The organism is Helicobacter pylori SA37A (assembly GCF_000476015.1).
GTDB lineage: Bacteria > Campylobacterota > Campylobacteria > Campylobacterales > Helicobacteraceae > Helicobacter > Helicobacter pylori_DB.
Window position 1 is genome coordinate 61,698 of sequence record NZ_CBOO010000004.1, and the last position, 17,937, is coordinate 79,634.

General features: G+C 39.5%; 7 protein-coding genes. 5 read left to right on the plus strand and 2 right to left on the minus strand.

Features of this window, described 5'->3' with window-relative positions; translation table 11 throughout:
- Positions 1–31 precede the first annotated feature (31 nt).
- Both QT76_RS03340 and gap read right to left on the minus strand, forming a co-directional pair.
- Positions 32–7,225, minus strand: a complete 7,194-nt coding sequence (locus QT76_RS03340) for a vacuolating cytotoxin domain-containing protein (protein ID WP_033616585.1) — start codon at positions 7,223–7,225, stop codon at positions 32–34.
- Positions 7,226–7,303: 78 nt separating this feature from the next.
- Positions 7,304–8,302, minus strand: a complete 999-nt coding sequence (gene gap, locus QT76_RS03345; protein ID WP_033616586.1) for a type I glyceraldehyde-3-phosphate dehydrogenase — start codon at positions 8,300–8,302, stop codon at positions 7,304–7,306.
- A gap of 142 nt (positions 8,303–8,444) precedes the next feature.
- On the opposite strand from gap, the gene QT76_RS03350 reads away from it, so the two are divergent.
- The 5 genes from QT76_RS03350 (at position 8,445) to hofG (ending at position 17,331) form a co-directional block, all read left to right on the plus strand.
- Positions 8,445–9,137: a Bax inhibitor-1/YccA family protein gene (locus tag QT76_RS03350; RefSeq protein ID WP_021175740.1), complete on the plus strand. Its 693-nt coding sequence runs from the start codon at positions 8,445–8,447 to the stop codon at positions 9,135–9,137.
- Between the two features lie 99 nt (positions 9,138–9,236).
- Positions 9,237–12,494, plus strand: coding sequence for a carbamoyl-phosphate synthase large subunit (gene carB / locus QT76_RS03355; protein ID WP_033616587.1), 3,258 nt, complete (start codon positions 9,237–9,239; stop codon positions 12,492–12,494).
- A gap of 4 nt (positions 12,495–12,498) precedes the next feature.
- The gene (locus QT76_RS03360; protein ID WP_033616588.1) at positions 12,499–12,930 is read left to right on the plus strand and encodes an L-threonylcarbamoyladenylate synthase; all 432 of its coding nucleotides are present in this window, start codon (positions 12,499–12,501) and stop codon (positions 12,928–12,930) included.
- 176 nt (positions 12,931–13,106) lie between these two features.
- Positions 13,107–15,542, plus strand: coding sequence for a TonB-dependent receptor domain-containing protein (locus QT76_RS03365; RefSeq protein WP_033616589.1), 2,436 nt, complete (start codon positions 13,107–13,109; stop codon positions 15,540–15,542).
- Between the two features lie 244 nt (positions 15,543–15,786).
- Positions 15,787–17,331 (plus strand): outer membrane beta-barrel protein HofG, encoded by a 1,545-nt coding sequence (gene hofG / locus QT76_RS03370; protein WP_033616611.1) that lies wholly within the window; start codon positions 15,787–15,789, stop codon positions 17,329–17,331.
- Positions 17,332–17,937 lie beyond the last annotated feature (606 nt).

The following is a 17,937-nucleotide window of genomic DNA, read 5'->3' on the forward strand; positions in this document are numbered from 1 at the left end:
AGGCTTGTTAAAAATAGGTTTAATGATACCATTAAAAAGCATAGCGCATACCAATATTTCCGGTAATATTTATATCTTTATAATCAAGCCCAAACCTAGCGCCTATGCCGGCATTCACATAAAAGGTTTTGAATAATCTTAGCTCTCCGCCTGTGATAATGCTGGCAAAAGTGTTGTATCTGCCGCCATCTCTATAGCTTAGGGTGTTATTACCAATAAAACGCACCATTTTATCCCCCATAGAATTAATAAATAAGTCTCTGCCCACATCCGCAATCACAAAATAATAAGAGTTTTTATTGAAATAATGCCGACTTTCTAGGGCAAAATTGATCGTTAGAACGGATTTTTTATTAGGGTCAGCATTGGCTCTGAATTGGTTGTAAATAGGATCATCCATAATGCCCCTTAAACCAGACAAACCAATATAATAATAGGCTAAGCCTACTTGGGGTTTAAAAATAACGCTTTTATCTTTAAACATGAAGTCATAGCCATAATTGATTTTAGCGTCAGTCGTCCAAGTGTCGTATCTGTAAGACTGATTGATGATTGAGAGTAGGGGGTCATAGGAGTTGATGAAAGTCTTATTGTATCCCCAAGTCTCATTCAAGCTCATGGTTAATTCGCTTCTTTTGATAAACGCTCGGCTATAAACGCCCATATTGACATTGCTAGAGCCTGATTGAGTGATATTTCCATGAAACCCGCTATACCCATAAGCGGCATAACCCCCCACAATCACGCCCTTAATAAACCTATCATACCCTACATTGATACCATATAAAGTTCCAGTGCCTCCATTAATAAAACTAGCCCCTCCAACTCCTGTCGCCCACACATTATTTTTAACTCTGTTTCTTTGAGAGTATTTTAAAATCACATCCATAGCGTTAGGGATCGCATCAGCGAATCGCTTGTTTTTAAGGGCTTCTAATCGCTCGTGAAAATCAGCACTGGCAAAGGTTGAAGTGTCAGAGAGCTTGGCTAAACGGCTCATTTGTTGCGTGTAGGTGTTGATCTGTAAAATATTAGTGGCATCATTTTTAAAATTAGGGTTAGCGATGACTTCTAAAGTGTTAGCAATATCTCCAGCGATCGTGGTTAAATCTTTTGCGGAGTGGCTCTCTAAATAATAGGGAGCGAATAAAGGGCTTCCTTTAGTTTCAAAGATTTTATTGAGCCAATTAATCGCTTGATTTCCTCCAGCTTGATCAATACTATCCACGCTTTGAGTGCCCTGAATTTGAGCGATGTATTGTTTTAAAGTGGGGGCTTGTAGGTTATTGATAGGATCATTAGAAACAGCGATTTTCACTTTATTATAAAGAATGGAAGTGTAAATGTATTGATTTTGAGAATCCTTAAAGCCTACAACTAAACCGCCATCTTTAATATTCACGGCTTGCCCGTTATAAGTTAAGCCGTTGTCAGTCATCACCATGTGCTTGCCATTAATATCAATGAGCACATAAAGCTTAAGGTAATTATCTAGGCTACTGCCTCCTGTGATTTGGTTGTTATACCCATAATAAATGGCTTTAGCACTATCAATAAGCGTGTAAGTGCCTGCTTCTTTTGAAGAAGTGTTGAATTGGATTAAGGGGTTATTGTCATTAGCCATGATTGTCGCTGCGCCTTGAGCGTTGATAATGGCATGGCTAGCTGAATGGCTGATATTAAACACCAAATCGCCATAGCTGTTAAAATTCCCCATGACATTCAAACCACTGGCGTTAGTGCTTAGAGTCGCTTGTTGGTTTAAGGTGAAATTACCATTAATGTTAGCCGTAGAGTTAGAGGCGTTGTTAAAAGCGTTAGTGATCGTCAAATTATTGGCTTGCAAAGTCGCATTTTCATTAAGATTGAGCGTGCCTATAACGCTGTTATTTTTCACTTGAGACAAATCAATAGCCCCATTAGAAGCGATTGTGCCTAAGAAAGTGAAGTTGTTAGCGCGTACGCTTAAAGATTCATTAGTGGGGGTTACGCTAGAGTTTGTAGAAGAGTTGTTTTTGGTTGTGGGGCAATTGGCTAAATTGATACAAATTTCTCCTTTTTGAACGCTCACATTATTCAAACCCGCATTAAGGCTTAAGCCATTAGTGGCGTTTAGGGTTGTGATATTGATATTAGAAACATCATTGGAAGCAAAAATCAATGCGCCTTGATACTTGCTAAAGTCAATCGTATTATCGCCATTAAAAATAATAGACTTGTTGGCGACAAAATTCAGACTGCCCCCTGTAGCGTTGCTAAAAGAGCTGTTATTGACAAAAACATAGCCATTGCTTAAAAAGTTAAAATACCCTTTTTGCCAAAAATCATGCAAGCCTCTAGGCGATAAAAGAGTGCCTAAATCGTTTTCTTTGAGCGCGTTTTGTAAAGAGAGCGGCAACACGCTCCCTAAACCTTGATTATAAACGCCGCTTAACCCGCCTTGAGAAATAATGTTATTAATGATATTGCTCACTAATCCTTGACTTTCTAGCTTTTCAACCACATCTTGTCCTAAAAACTCGTTCAACAAGTCGTTCGCTACCACGCCGATGTTTTTTTGCAGGCTTGTAGGGGGGTTAGTAATATCTTTTAAAATCACGCCTAAAATAGAGCTTAATTCAGAAGCGTCTATATACCCACCGATAAAATTCAAAAGCCCTTTATCGTCTAGCATGCTTTTTAAAGACTGCTTAGCAAGGTAGTTTTCTATGATGGATGGGGTAACAAAATTGCCAAAAATGCTTAGTTTTTTACTGATAATATTTTGGATTGCATTCATGACCCCACTATTATTCAATAAATCATCTAAATTATTTTGACCTATAAGTTGGCCTAAGGTTTCACTTTGCAAGCTAGTGGGCAATTCCTTACTCAAAGGGCTTAGAGCGTTTTCTATAAAGTTTCCTAAACCGCCGGCTTGCTTGATTTTTTCCATAGCCACTTGACTGAGAACATTCGCTAAATTCCCTTGATTAAAGATTTTATCAATCCCTTTTTGGCCCAAAAGATTAAAGATATTGTCTGTAGCTTGAGCTTCTATATTAGCCTTATTCAACACTAAATTATTAGCGCTTTGAAAGGTTACATCCGCGCTCCCTCCGCTTTCAAAGGCGTTACCACTTCCAAGCGTTCCGGTAATATAAATGCTTTTAGCTTTAAAATCAGCGTTAATGTAGCCTAAATAAGGGGAAGTTGAGCCTAATAATTGCCCCAAGTAAGTGTTTCTAAAAGAAGAACAAGTGGTGCTATCTAGCGCGCAAGGACTGCTATAGCCATTGCCCCCAAACCATATAGAGCTGGTAGAGTTTGTAACATTATCTTGAGTAGCGCCTATAATTAGATTCCCGTTATTAAAGGTTTGATTGATGTTGTCAGTCAAATGGTTGATCGTTTCTAGGAGTGCTTGCTTTTGCGTTTGGGTGATCTTAATCTTGTCTAAGAGTTGCAACACTTCATTGATGTTAGTGATATTGTCTAATTGGTTGGATTCAATCATTTCTTTTAAGGTAGCGGAATTTTGAGAAAGGATCCCTAAAAGCGTTTTTAAATTCTCGCTAGAAAAACCCTTATTGTAGATATTTAAACTATTCAAAGGCTGGTTAAACGGGCTATAAGTGCCTGGGGTTTGAGGCGTTTGAGAGCCTTTAGGGGTGAAAAGACCTTTAATGTTGCTTGTCAAGTAATAAGTGCCTGCTTGATTGTCGCTATAATCATAGCTATAACCGGTAGGATTTTGCTTAGAAGCTTGGTAATTATAAAGCTCAGGAGCGATATTAAAAATAGTGTTAGAAGCCGAGTTAGGGTTATTTAAAACTTCTATGGTTAAATCCCCATTTTTAATGCTCTCTTGAATGATTTGAGAAGAATTGAGAGGGTTTATAAACGACCAAGTTTGAATGTTGTTATTATCGCTATAGGTAGCGTTTTGGATTTTCATGCCATAAAAAAGGATTTTTTCATAGCCATTAGCCCCACTAATGCCAGTGATCCCTTTTTGAGCGTTTAGGATGTTGTAAGTTACAGATTTTGTGATGTTGTCAAAAATATTGATGTCAGATAAATTAATATCCCCATTACTCCCTAAAACAAACTGCCCGCTAACGCTCATTAAAGCCTTAGTTAAAGAGGGCGTATAACCATTAAAATTTAACGCTCCATTAGCCGTAAGGTTGTTAAAATTCAATGAGCTTGCGCTGTCAAAATTAAAGCTTGCTGTATCAATAGTCGTGTTGCCTCCAAAATCAGCTTGGCTTGTGCCTTGAAAATTGATATTAGCGTTTAAAGAGCTTGTGTTACTAGCCGATAAAACGCTATCGTCTAAATTGATAGTGGTGTTGTTTGAAAAACTAGCACTAGAAGCGTTGAGTTTGCTACTAGCGTTAAGACTGAGTGTCCCGCCATTAAAAAAGAGGCTATTAAAGGCCGCTTGACTCCCGTTATAAATATTGAGACTCGCTTGATTGTTAAAAGCGCTCGTGCCACTCGCATTCAAAACGCTTTGATTGTCTAAACTTAAATTAGAATTATTGTCAAGCGTTAAAGAATTTTTAAAAGCGGCTTGACTTTTATTGCCAAGCGTGATATTGGCGTTGTTTTGCAAGGTTGTATCGTCATTAAAATTCAACAAACTTTGAGAGCTAAGCGTAAAATTCGTGTTGCCTAAAAGCTGTGTCGTAGCGTTAAAATTGCTTGTCCCCCTAGAATACAAGACATTAAAAACCGCTTGCGTGTTGTTGAAAATAAGGCTATTAGCCTGCAAATTATAGATCGCTCCACCATTCAAACGAGAATTGACAAAGCTTAAAGAATTAGAAGCGTTAGCGCTGATAGTGCTTGATCCTCCAGGGTTTGTAAAGCCGCTGAACGAAGCGTTAGAAAAGGAAATGTTCTTAGCCGTGAAACTGAATTTCCCCCAAGTCATATCGCTAAAACTAGAATTGGTTACGCTGATATTATTTAGAGCGTCAAAAGCGGCATAGGAATGCTGACTGGCCCCTGTTTGAATCATTTTAGTAACGGTTTCAGCGTCATTATAATTCAAGCCATCCATAGTGATATTATCGCTTGCTTTAAAGGTAATGTTCGCTCCCCCACCATCTGAATTTGAAACGCCTTCACCGGTTTTAAAATTATTGGTCAAATAGATGTTAGCCGCATTAAAAGTTCCCGTGATATAGCCAAAGCCTCCATGCCCTATCCAAATCAACCCATTATCATTCACGCTCTCTGTGTTATTCCCTATGATCAAAGTGCCATTTTGGATATTCACGCCAAAACTTCTTCCAAACAAATTGGCTGTATAAGTGCTGAGCGTGTTGCCGTTTTGACCGCTCTGTCCTGAAAGGTTAGGATCGATATAATAAATGCCTTTGTTTGAGTAGGTTTTGTTTTGAAGCCAATAAACCCCACTCCACACATTCGTTGTGGGTAAATTTTGAGTAGGGGGTGTGGGCGTTGGTGAAACTTTATTAGGGGGAGTGTTTGGCGCTGTGTGTTTTGTAGGAGTGGGTGTAGGGCTTGGTGTGGGGCTTGTAGGCTTAGCGTTAGCTATCGCTTGTTTCAATCCCTCTTGTTCAGCGTTAAAAGTCTTTTCTTCGTTCTGTAAGGTTTGTTCATCTTGTTGCTCTTGTTTTTGAGCTTGATTGAAAGCTTGTTCACTAAAGCCTGTGGTGGAGTTGGCTAATTGTTTGAGCTTGTCTAAATCTCCTTGTAACGCTTGTTCATCTTGAGCGATTTGTTGGTTGGTGTTTTCTAAACCTTGAGCGTCTTTAGCGATAGTAGTATTTTTGCTTTGAGTGTAGCTTGTATCATTGCTTGCGATCGTTTTATCGCTAGTCGCACCATTCAAAGCATTTTGGGAATGAGCTACATCCTCTTGATAGGTTTGTTGGGCTTGTTGTTGTAAATCGTCTCCTAAAAATTGGGTAATGATAGATTGTTTGTTAAAGGTTTCTTGTAAGGTTTCATCTTGCCCATTAATATCAAAGGTTACATCATAAGTGTTATTGCCCACTTCAACATGGCTAATAGCCTTATCGCCCTTATAGTTGATTAGATCCCACAAATAGCTTTGATAAACCCCATATTGGATCGCCCCGTTTGTGGTGAGAATGTCATAGGTTTGATTGCTATTAAGGGTTTGATTGAGGTTAAAAACCGCATCAGAACCAAAAGACACGCTACCTTTAAGGCTAGCAAAAGGCGAACTTGAATTCAAAGTGTTGATGCCTGAGAAACTCACCTTATTCGTATTAAAGCTATAAGCACCTTGATTGAAGGTGTTGTTATTAAAGCTAGCGTTATTATTAAAATTATAAGTGCCTTGATTGAAATTGCTGTTTTCAAAAGTGGATTGGGTGCTATTAAAGTGATAAGTGCCTTGATTGAAACTACTATTATTAAAGCTTGAACTTGCACTGTTACTAAAATTATAAGTGCCTTGATTGAAGTTTGTTTGATTAAAGGAGATGGTGCTGTTATTACTATTACCGCTGAAATTAAAGCCCCCATCAGTGTCATCTTTAAAGCTAGAGCCACTCACCTTGATATTAGAGCCTTTAAAATTCATGTAAGATTTTTGCGTCCCTGCATCGTTATTATCAAAACTCGCTTGATTGATAGTGAGGTTATTAGTTGCATTGAAATTGAGCGTGGCCCCACCACCATCAGAATAGGAGTTTCCGGTTGTTAAATGGCTAGAATTAAAATTAATCGTTTGAGCGTCATAAGTTCCCGTGATATAGCCGACATCACCTCCATTAATACCTGTGCCTCCAAAGCGGATATTCCCCCCTATATCAAGCGTGCCGTTATTGAATTTTTGCGTGAAACTAGCCCCACCAGCGCTATAAGTGGTAAGAGTGTTTAAATAATAAGTCCCAGAGCCTTGAGCGCTACTAAAAAGACAATAGGAGTTGTGCGTGGGTGAATTAGGACCGCTTTCAATATTGTCATGATAACCTGACCACCATGACCAATAACGGCATTCGCTAGCCCTTAGGTGGGATAATCCCCCTAACGCTCCTATCAATAAAATCGAAGCTTTTAAAAAAGATTTGTTTTTATTAGAGAGCTTTTTAATGGATTTTGTTTTTTTATGGCATTTTAAGGGCTTTTCACGCTTTAAGATTTGATTCAATTTGAAAAATTTCTTTGAGATCTTATTCAATTTGAAAGATCCCTTTGAAATAAACCTAGAAATCAATTTGGCCTTTTTAAACGCCATTTAAAACTCCAATCGTTTTTTAAATCCCACATTATACAACTTGATGTTAAACAAACTCAAAAAGATTCGCAAAATGACTTAATAATGATACATAAACTGCGCCATATCCACCAAACGATTAGAATACCCCCATTCATTATCATACCACCCCATGATTTTGACCATATTCTCTAGCGTGAAAGTCAAATCAGGCGCGATGATAACGCTATGCGGATTAGAAATGAAATCAGAACTCACCCTTTCTTTCAAATCTATCTCTAACACGCCTTTTAAAACCCCTTTGGAAGCTGTAATCAATAAATCGTTGATCGGCTCTTTAAAGGCCTTTTTTTCTAAAAACAAACTCAAATCTATCATGGACACATCAAGGCTAGGCACTCTCACGCTATGCCCATGCATTTTGTTTTTGAGATTGGGTAACACTTTATGCAAAGCTAGAGCGGCTTTAGTGGTGGTGGGGATAATGTTGCTTGCAGCCGCTCTTGAGCGCCGTTTGTCCAAAGGGTGGGCCAAATCAATGAGTTTTTGATCGCTCGTGTAGCTATGAATGGTCGTTAGCATGCCCTCTTTAATATTAAAAGCTTTATCTAAAATAGCGCAAATGGGCGCGATAGCGTTAGTCGTGCAAGAGGCGTTAGAAACAATGGCCTGGTTTTGATAGCAAAAATGATTGACCCCATACACTAAAGTGGGGTATTGTTTTTCATCGTATTCGCCCATAAAAGGAGCGGATAACAGAACCTTTTTAGCCCCAAGCAAAAGGTAATTTTCTAGTGTTTTAGGCTCTAAAAACTTCCCTGAACACTCTATGATAACATCCACGCCCTTCAAGTCTTTGATGCTATTAAAAACAGGGATTTCTAACGAGCCGATAATAAGCTTGTAATTAGAGTAACGCACTTCTTTAAAAAGCAGCCCATGCACGCTGTCATGCTCTAAAAGATAAGCGAGAATTTCCCAGTTAGCAGGGTCATTGATGCCTATTACTTCTAGTTGAGGGTTTGTATCATTGCGCTCTAGAATCGCTCTTAAAACGCATCTCCCAATGCGGCCAAATCCATTGATAAAAATTTTCATCGTAACTATTATCCTATTTTCAGACTTCAATTTCAATTTTAGGGGGTTTTGTTTGGTATTTTACTACATTTTGCGCTATTATATTGGACCTAGCTGTAGGTTAATTAAAATTATTTATTGAGTTGAAATCAAGGAGTAAAACATGGCATTGTATGACAGAGCTAATTCTCGTAACGCGTATGCAGAAGATTCTGTGTTGCATGAAAGCGAGCTGGTAAGTTTTGTTAAAACGACTTACAAGTTCTTTGCGGGCAGTTTGTTATTAGCGACTATCGGGGCGTTACTGGGTTTAATGAATTTTCAAGCCGTAGTGCAGTATAAATGGGTATTTTTTATCGCTGAAATTGCGGCGTTTTTTGGTTTGATGTTTTCTAAATCCAAACCCGGATTGAATCTATTCATGCTGTTTGCTTTCACTTCATTATCAGGGGTTACTTTGGTGCCTTTGTTGGGTATGGTGATTGCAAAAGCTGGTTTAGGAGCGATTTGGCAAGCTTTGGGCATGACGACTATTGTTTTTGGTTTGATGAGCGTGTATGCCCTTAAAACTAAAAACGATCTAGCGAATATGGGTAAAATGCTTTTTATCGCTTTGATTGTGGTGGTGGTGTGTTCGCTTATTAACTTGTTTTTGGGTAGCCCCATGTTCCAGGTTGTCATTGCGGGAGCGAGTGCGATTTTATTCAGTCTTTATATCGCTTATGACACCCAAAACATCGTTAAAGGCATGTATGATAGCCCCATTGATGCGGCGGTGAGCTTGTATTTAGACTTTTTGAATGTCTTCATTTCCATCTTGCAAATCATTGGTATTTTTTCAGACAGAGACAAATAGTTTGAAAAAATAGGGAGGGGATACCACGCAAAAACCTAATAAAAATATTTTAAAATATTGATAACGCTTCGTTTTATATTCTTTCTTTAAGGATTGGTTATGCCTAAACGCACCGATATTTCCAACATTCTACTGATAGGCTCAGGCCCTATTGTGATCGGGCAAGCTTGTGAGTTTGACTACTCAGGGACTCAAAGTTGTAAAACCTTAAAATCTTTAGGTTATAGAGTGATCTTAATCAATTCTAACCCAGCCACCGTGATGACTGACCCTGAATTTTCTCATAAAACCTATATCCAACCCATCACTGGAGAAAATATCGCCGCTATCATTAAAAAAGAAAAGATTGACGCTATTTTACCCACAATGGGCGGGCAAACCGCTTTGAATGCGGTCATGCAAATGCACCAAAGGGGCATGTTAGAAGGCGTGGAACTTTTAGGGGCTAAGATTGAAGCGATTAAAAAAGGCGAAGACAGGCAGGCTTTCAAAGAGGCGATGTTAAAAATCGGGATGGATTTGCCTAAAGGGCGTTACGCTTATAACGAGTTAGAAGCCCTAGAAGCCATTAGTGAAATTGGTTTTCCAGCTATTATTAGAGCGAGTTTCACGCTGGCTGGGGGAGGGAGTGGGGTCGCTTATAATATTGAAGAGTTTCAAGAATTGGCTAAAAACGCCCTAGACGCTTCGCCCATTAATGAAATTTTGATTGAAGAGTCCTTGTTGGGGTGGAAAGAATATGAAATGGAAGTCATACGAGACAGCAAGGATAATTGCATCATTGTGTGCTGCATTGAAAACATTGATCCCATGGGCGTTCATACCGGCGATAGCATCACGATCGCTCCAAGCCTCACCTTAACCGATAAAGAATACCAACGCATGCGCGATGCGAGCTTTGCGATTTTGAGAGAAATTGGCGTGGATACGGGCGGGAGTAATGTGCAATTTGCGATCCACCCAGAGACTTTAAGAATGGTTGTGATTGAAATGAACCCACGAGTGAGCCGCAGCTCCGCGCTAGCCTCAAAAGCGACCGGGTTTCCTATTGCAAAAGTGGCTACCATGCTTGCGGTGGGTTTTAGCTTAGATGAAATTAAAAACGATATTACCAACACCCCGGCGAGCTTTGAGCCTAGTTTGGATTATATCGTGGTGAAAATCCCTCGCTTTGCGTTTGAAAAATTTGCCGGTGTTTCTAGCACTTTAGGGACTTCTATGAAAAGCATTGGCGAAGTGATGGCGATAGGGGGGAATTTCTTAGAAGCCTTACAAAAAGCGTTATGCTCTTTGGAAAATAATTGGCTAGGGTTTGAATCGTTAAGCAAAGATTTAGAAGCGATAAAAAAGGAAATCCGCCGGCCCAATCCCAAGCGCTTGCTCTATATCGCTGATGCGTTCAGGTTGGGCGTTTCTGTAGATGAAGTGTTTGAATTATGCCAGATTGACAGGTGGTTTTTATCTCAAATCCAAAAGCTAGTCAAAGCAGAAGAGGGCATCAATTCTAGCGTTTTAACGGATGCCAAAAAATTAAGAGGGCTTAAAAATTTAGGCTTTAGCGATGCTAGGATTGCCGCTAAAATCAAAGAAAATGACAATTTAGAGGTGAGTCCTTTTGAAGTGGAATTAGCTAGATCTAATTTACAAATTGCGCCCAATTTTGAAGAAGTGGACACTTGCGCGGCGGAGTTTTTATCGCTCACGCCTTATTTGTATTCCACCTATGCCCCCAATCCTTTGCCCCCTATTGAAAACAAACAAGAAAAACAAGAAAAGAAAATCCTAATCATAGGCTCTGGGCCTAATCGCATCGGTCAAGGCATTGAATTTGATTATTGTTGCGTGCATGCGAGCTTTGCTTTGAAAGATTTGAACATTAAAAGCGTCATGCTCAATTGCAATCCAGAAACGGTGAGCACGGATTATGATACGAGCGATACGCTCTATTTTGAACCCATTCATTTTGAGTGCGTGAAGAGCATCATTCAAAGGGAGCGAGTGGATGGCATTATCGTGCATTTTGGGGGACAAACCCCTTTAAAACTCGCTAAAGATTTGGCTAAAATGCAAGCCCCCATTATTGGCACGCCTTTTAAGGTGATTGACATTGCAGAAGACAGGGAAAAGTTTTCCCTCTTTTTAAAAGAGCTTGACATCAAGCAGCCTGAAAACGGCATGGCTAAGAGCGTTGATGAAGCTTATAGCATCGCTAATGTGATTGGCTTCCCTATTATCGTGCGCCCTAGTTATGTGCTAGGCGGCCAACACATGCAAATTTTAGAAAATATTGAAGAACTGCGCCATTATTTAGAAAGCGTTACGCATTCTTTAGAGATTAGCCCTAAAAATCCGCTCCTCATTGATAAGTTTTTAGAAAAAGCGGTGGAATTAGATGTGGATGTTATTTGCGATAAAAAAGAGGTCTATATTGCCGGCATTTTACAGCATATTGAAGAAGCCGGAATCCATTCAGGCGATTCGGCGTGCTTTATCCCTTCCACTCTAAGGGCTGAAATTTTAGATCAAATTGAGCGAGTGAGCGCGAAAATCGCTCTGCATCTAGGTGTAGTAGGGCTATTGAATATCCAATTTGCTGTTTATGAAAATTCGCTGTATTTGATTGAAGTCAATCCCAGAGCCAGCCGAACCGTGCCTTTTTTAAGCAAGGCTTTAGGCGTTCCTTTAGCCAAAGTAGCGACTAGGGTTATGGTGTTAGAAGATTTGAAAGAAGCCTTGAAGTTTTATGATAAAAAAAATATCGTAGAATATTCTAAAGGCGTTTATAAGCCTAAAATGCCCCATTTTGTGGCTTTAAAAGAAGCGGTTTTCCCTTTTAATAAACTTTATGGATCGGATTTGATTTTAGGGCCTGAGATGAAAAGCACTGGCGAAGTGATGGGGATTGCTAGATCTTTAGGGCTTGCATTTTTTAAGGCTCAAACGGCTTGCTTTAACCCCATTAAAAACAAGGGGCTTATTTTTGTTTCTATTAAAGATAAGGATAAAGAAGAAGCATGCGTTTTAATGAAGCGATTGGTTCAGTTAGGTTTTGAATTGTGCGCCACAGAAGGCACGCATAAGGCTTTGGAAAAAGCTGGGGTGAAGTCTTTAAAAGTGCTTAAAATCTCTGAGGGCCGCCCCAATATCATGGATTTAATGATGAATGGGGAAATCAGCATGGCTATCAACACTAGCGATCACAAATCTCAAGATGACGCCAAACTCATTCGCGCTTCTGTGCTTAAAAACCATGTGAGTTATTTCACGACTTTAAGCGCGATAGAAGTCTTACTTTTAGCGTTAGAAGAAAGCTCTCAAAAAGACGAGTTGTTAGCCTTACAAGATTATTTAAAGTAATTTGATGGCGTTAGTGTATCTCGTTCAAAGCGATACTACTATAGGACTGCTTTCTAAAGACAGCGAAAAGCTCAACGCCTTAAAAAATCGCCCTAAAAACCAAAGCGTTTTAATAGAAAGCGCTGATTTTAGCACCTTAAAAAGCCTAGTGCGCGCGCCCAATGCGTTTAAAAACCTCATTAGAAGAAGCGCTAAAACCACTTTTATTTACCCTAACTCTAAAGCCGTTCGTGTAATTAGGGGCAGGCATGGGGATTTTTTAAAGCGTTTTAAAACGCTCTATAGCACCTCAGCCAACCTCACCCAATGCGCTTATGATAAAGAAATCGCTTCCAATCTCGCAGATGTCATTGTGAGCGATGAAAGGGGTTTGTTTGAAAGCGCTAGTTCTAAAATATTCAGGCTTTATAAAAATAAAAAAGTGAGGGTGAGGTAGAAAAGACCTTTCGCATTCTGCGCGTTTTGAAAGGGGTTTTTGTGGGATTTTTCTAAAAGTTTATCATTTGTTTATCAAAAATGGCTAGCTCTTTTAAGGTGATTGTAATATTTTTTTGATTATAATAACACCTTTATTTTTTAAGAGAAATTATTATCATATTTAGGATTTTAAGAATGAATGACAAGCGTTTTAGGAAATATTGTAGTTTTTCTATTTTTTTGTCCTTATTAGGCATGTTTGAATTAGAGGCCAAAGAAGAAGAAAAAGAAGAAAGAAAGACAGAAAGGAAAAAAGAAAAGAACGCCCAACACACTCTAGGTAAGGTTACCACTCAAGCGGCTAAAATCTTTAATTACAACAACCAGACAACCATTTCAAGTAAGGAATTAGAAAGAAGGCAAGCCAACCAGATCAGCGACATGTTTAGAAGAAACCCCAATATCAATGTGGGCGGTGGCGCAGTGATAGCGCAAAAAATTTATGTGCGCGGTATTGAAGACAGATTGGCTAGGGTTACGGTGGATGGCGCGGCGCAAATGGGCACGAGCTATGGGCATCAAGGCAATACGATCATTGATCCTGGAATGCTCAAAAGCGTGGTGGTTACTAAGGGGGCGGCTCAAGCGAGTGCGGGGCCTATGGCTTTGATTGGCGCGATCAAAATGGAGACTAGGAGCGCGAGCGATTTTATCCCTAAAGGCAAAGACTACGCCATAAGTGGGGCTGCAACTTTTTTAACCAACTTTGGGGACAGGGAAACCATTATGGGCGCTTATCGTCATAATCATTTTGATATGCTTTTGTATTACACGCACCAAAATATTTTTTATTATCGTGATGGGGATAACGCGATGAAAAATCTTTTTGACCCTAAAGCGGATAATAAAGTTACAGCAAGCCCTAGCGAGCAAAACAATGTGATGGCTAAGATCAATGGTTATTTGAGCGATAGAGATACCTTAACGCTCAGTTATAACATGACTAGAGATAACGCTAATCGCCCTTTAAGAGCGAATTTTACAGGCACTTTTTTACCCTATTCTTGCGGTGATTTCAACGCTTTCCCTAACGAGAAAAACCCTAGCGATTGTTTGTTTGAAAATGACGCCAGTTTGTTTAAAACTTATAGCGTCAATTTAGTGCATAACGTGAGCTTGAATTATGAAAGGGAAGGGGGGAGTCGCTTTGGCGATCCTAAATTAAAAATCAATGGCTATACAAGCATCAGGAATGTCCAAATTGATCCGCTTTTTAAGCCTAACGATATAGCGGCTAGTGTTCCTTTCACCCCAAACCCAAAACGTGGCGAAGAGAATGAATGCGTGGCGCAAGGGGGTATTTATAACGCTCTTAAACAAACTTGCTCCATCACTTTTAAAAGCCTTGGAGGGGGTTCTGTGGTGGCTAATAAAAATTTATTCATCATCAATTCCGGGTTCAATGCGAACGTGATCCACACCATAGATCATAAAAATGACAATCTTTTGGAATACGGGTTGAATTACCAAAACTTAACCACTTTTGATAAAGCGATCCCCAATAGCGAATTAGTCAAACCCGGCGATGCCCCTGATGCGTGCTTAAGGGTTATGGGCCCTGATGATCCTAACATGAACGGGCGCTGCCAACGAAATGGCGCTACGGCGAATGTGGTTGGGGTGTATGCGCAAGCGAATTACACCTTGCATCCTATGGTAACTTTAGGGGCAGGGACTCGTTATGATGTCTATACTTTAGTGGATAAAGACTGGCAATTGCATGTAACTCAAGGGTTTAGTCCTAGCGCGGCTTTAAACGTCTCGCCTTTAGAAAATTTGAATTTCAGGCTTTCTTACGCGTATGTAACCAGAGGCCCTATGCCTGGAGGTTTGGTGTGGATGCGTCAAGACAATTTACGCTACAACCGCAATTTAAAGCCAGAAATTGGGCAAAATGCGGAATTTAACACCGAATACAGCAGTCAGTATTTTGATTTCAGAGCCGCCGGTTTTGTCCAATTGATTTCTAATTACATCAATCAATTTTCTTCAACGCTTTTTGTAACCAACTTGCCCGCGCAAGATATTATTTATGTGCCGGGTTATGAAGTTTCAGGGACGGCTAAATACAAGGGCTTTTCTTTAGGCTTGAGCGTGGCGCGATCATGGCCTTCTTTAAAGGGGCGTTTGATCGCTGATGTGTATGAATTGGCGGCTACGACAGGCAATGTGTTTATTTTAACGGCAAGCTATACAATCCCACGCACCGGCCTTAGCATCACTTGGCTTTCACGCTTCGTTACGGATTTGAGTTATTGCTCTTATAGCCCTTATCGTAACGGCCCTACGGATATTGACAGACGGCCTAGCGATTGCCCTAAAACCCCCGGGATTTTTCATGTGCATAAGCCCGGCTATGGGGTGAGCAGTTTTTTTATCACTTACAAGCCTACTTATAAAAAACTCAAAGGGTTGAGCCTGAATGCGGTGTTTAACAATGTTTTTAACCAACAATATATTGATCAAGCAAGCCCGGTGATGAGCCCTGATGAACCCAATCAAGACAAATACGCAAGGGGCATGGCAGAGCCTGGCTTTAACGCTAGATTTGAAATTTCTTATAAGTTTTAATAATGGATCTAAAAATGAGGATTTCATGGGTAGCGGATCTAATCAAAAATAAAACATTCTTTAGAAGTAACAAATATATGATTTTAATCCTTTAATTTTAAACCAATTTACAATGAAGGGTTATTTTTTGTAAAATAGGGTTGTGGGTTTTAATTAATATTTTAACTTCATGCTATTTTTTTTTTTTGATTATAATTATAATCTCAACAAAAAAGATCATACAATTAAAATTAGGGAGAGTTTAGTGAGGCAAGAAAAGTATTTTTTGACTTCTTCTTTATCGCTTTTATCGTTTTTATTATGTCCTGTAGAAGCTTTTGATTATCGGTTTAGTGGTCGTGTGGAGAATTTTTCTAAGATTGGTTTTAACAATTCTCAAATCAATACTAAAAAAGGGATTTATCCTACTGAAAGTTTTATAGATATTGTTACTTTAGCGCAAGTCAAAGTCAATTTACTCCCTAAAGGCATTGAAAATCATAGGCTCTCTGTTTCTTTGGGTGGGGCGATTGCAGCCATTCCTTACGATAAGACTAAATATTATATTAACCAAGCTAATGGGAAGGTTTTTGGCTCAATTGTAGAGAATTTCATTGGGGGCTATCATGGATACTTTTTCAATAAGTATCTTGGCCCTGCTTATGCGGGGACTTCTCAATCAGCGAGCTATCATGCAAGGCCTTATGTGGTGGATACCGCTTTTTTACGATACGATTACAAAGATGTTTTTGGGTTTAAAGCGGGGCGTTATGAAGCGAATATTGATTTTATGAGCGGATCGAATCAGGGGTGGGAAGTGTATTATCAGCCCTATAAGACTGAGACGCAAAGGTTAAGGTTTTGGTGGTGGAGTTCTTTTGGGAGAGGTTTAGCGTTCAACTCTTGGATTTATGAGTTTTTTGCGACGGTGCCTTATTTGAAAAAGGGAGGCAATCCTAGTAACAGCAACGATTTCATCAATTATGGCTGGCATGGGATCACCACGACTTATTCTTATAAAGGTTTAGACGCTCAATTTTTTTATTATTTTGCGCCTAAGACTTATAACGCTCCCGGTTTTAAGCTAGTCTATGACACGAATAGGAATTTTGAAAATGTGGGCTTTCGCTCTCAAAGCATGATCATGACAACTTTCCCTTTATACTATAGGGGGTGGTATAACCCAGAGACAAACACTTATAGTTTAGAAGACAGCACGCCTCATGGATCGTTGTTGGGGAGGAATGGCGTTACTTTGAATATCCGCCAGGTTTTTTGGTGGGATAATTTCAACTGGTCCATTGGCTTTTATAACACCTTTGGCAATTCGGACGCTTTTTTAGGCTCTCACACGATGCCAAGGGGGAATAACACTTCCTATATCGGTAGTGAAATCTCCATAACGACTAGGCATGCCGGAATGATTGGCTATGATTTTTGGGACAATACGGCTTATGATGGGCTGGCTGATGCGATCACTAACGCGAACACTTTCACTTTTTACACTTCTGTTGGAGGGATCCATAAGCGTTTTGCATGGCATGTTTTTGGGCGCGTCTCTCATGCGAATAAAAATGCGTTAGGGCAAGTGGGGAGGGCTAATGAATACTCCTTGCAATTCAATGCGAGCTATGCGTTCACTGAATCGGTTCTCCTTAACTTTAGGATCACTTATTATGGGGCTAGGATCAATAAAGGGTATCAAGCAGGGTATTTTGGAGCGCCCAAATTCAATAACCCTGATGGCGATTTTAGCGCTAATTACCAAGACAGAAGTTACATGATGACCAACCTCACGCTGAAGTTTTGATTTCCAATCACAGCAAGTTAAAAACACTCCAAGGCATTTTTTAAAATCTGATACTTTGCGTGGCTCGTTTTGTGAAGTGATTAAACGCTAAAGCGATTGGGCTTTCTCGGCTGATGTTGGGGGAGAGTTTGGTTCTTGTTCTGTGTGCCTAATGGATTTTACAGAGTTTGAGCTCCAACGCATTCCTTACAGCTCTCACGCATCATATCTATAAAGGCGTAACTTTGCGCGCTTCCTACGCTAAATACAAATGTATGGGGGTATCATATTACAAATTAGCGGCATTCACCCCAAACACTAAAGATGTTTAGGATTTCTGCTTAGGGGTTTTAAAAGCGGTTTTCTTGGGTTAGGGGGGATTTAGTTTTGGGGTGGGTTTCAAAATATCTCCTATCCCCTTAAAAAATGGGTTTTACTATAAAATTTTAGAATGATAAAACAAAGTTTTAAACCACAGAAATCCTAAATATCTTTAGCGTTTGAGTGTTTTCACCATTAAAATATAAAAGAGCTTGCGCAAGCAAATTTTTTAAGCGTTATTAGTAGGGGGGTTAATCTCAACATTTAATAAATATTTTGGGTTGTTTTTCTAAGTATAAAAATTTT